Annotated in this window: 1 protein-coding gene and 1 pseudogene; both read left to right on the top strand. The window is 45.3% G+C overall.

Annotated elements, in window-relative coordinates:
• On the top strand, positions 1-513 hold a 513-nt coding region (locus tag AB5935_RS26565), incomplete at its 5' end, for a carboxypeptidase-like regulatory domain-containing protein (protein WP_368327935.1).
• A gap of 26 nt (positions 514-539) precedes the next feature.
• Positions 540-1293: pseudogene (locus AB5935_RS26560) on the top strand (tetratricopeptide repeat protein); the annotation flags it as partial.

Raw genomic sequence — 1293 nt, 5'->3', positions numbered from 1 at the left:
CCTGTGACGTTTAGGGTCGAACTGAAGGAGAATATATCTACCACACTGCCCTTTCGGGGAGCTACGCTCACACTGAAGTATGCCGATGTAGTGGAAACCCGTGAACTGGCTACGTTGCAAGAGGTGGTGGAATTTGAAGGCATCAACCGCAAGTATGCTTGGCTCGACGACTTCACGCTAAGTTTCAAAGCTAAGGGGTATATGCCTGTAGATACTACACTAAGTTACACCAATACTTGTTTTCTAAGCATCTGTCGTAATAATGATGCTGGTGTGCTACAAGGTGTTGTGACCGACGAAGAACGACAACCCGTGGCTGATGCTCGTGTACAAGTGCTGGGCTATTCTGCACAAACTGGGGCCGATGGTTCCTTCTTGATAGAGGTACCATTATCGCAGCAAGCCACTAGCTATCGTCTCACAGTGATGAAAGCAGGTTTCGAAATCTGGGATTATAATGGGGTAGCTCCGTCGCCTACCGAGCGGATGCGCATAGCCTTGCGCAAAAAATAGTATAACCTTCAAACAACAGTGTACTCATGAAAAAACTCCTACTTACAGTTGCGCTATGTGCAGCTACTTTTTGGGTTATACGTGCACAGAGCCAACGCGGCACTGTAATGATACAAAATTCTGGTAAAAAAGCCTTGCCGCAAGTAAATATAGTGATAGAGGGGGCTACACCCACTACCAGTGATGCGCGGGGCTGTTTTGAGGTACAACTACCCAATCATATAGAGGGACAGCGGCTACTTATACAACAGATAGCCTATCGTGACTGGGTGGTGGTTAATCAACATATGGTGAACCAATGGGTATATGCACCTACCAAAAACTATCGGGTAGATATGTGTGCTAAAGAGGAGTATACGGCTAGAGTTGAGCAATTCTACCAGATAGGTAAAACCAATGCGAAGGCTAAGTATACCAGTGCCATGGCTCAACTCAAACAACTCAAAGAGGAAGGTAAAATGAATAGCGACCGCTATATGCAACGCCGGAAAGAGATACAAGCGGCTCTGAACACTGCACAAGAGATGTTAGACTGTTATGTACCTTTGCTGGTAGCTATCAATACAGACTATTTGGAACCTATAGAAAAACAGGCACAACAACTAGTGACGCAGGGAAAGCTGGATGAGGCTATCGGACTATACGAAGGATTACAATTGGAAAAAAGATTGGCTCATGACCTTGGCTTAAAGAAACAGTGGGATGAAGATATCGAAAGTATGATACCCACTGTTGAACGCTATGCACAAACATTGGTGTTACAAGGTGGTGAGGAGAGTT

It is taken from the genome of Phocaeicola sp. RTP21198st1_B8_RTP21198_201120, from assembly GCF_040929485.1.
GTDB lineage: Bacteria > Bacteroidota > Bacteroidia > Bacteroidales > Bacteroidaceae > Phocaeicola > Phocaeicola dorei.
This window is presented reverse-complemented; position numbering and strand designations above follow the sequence as displayed.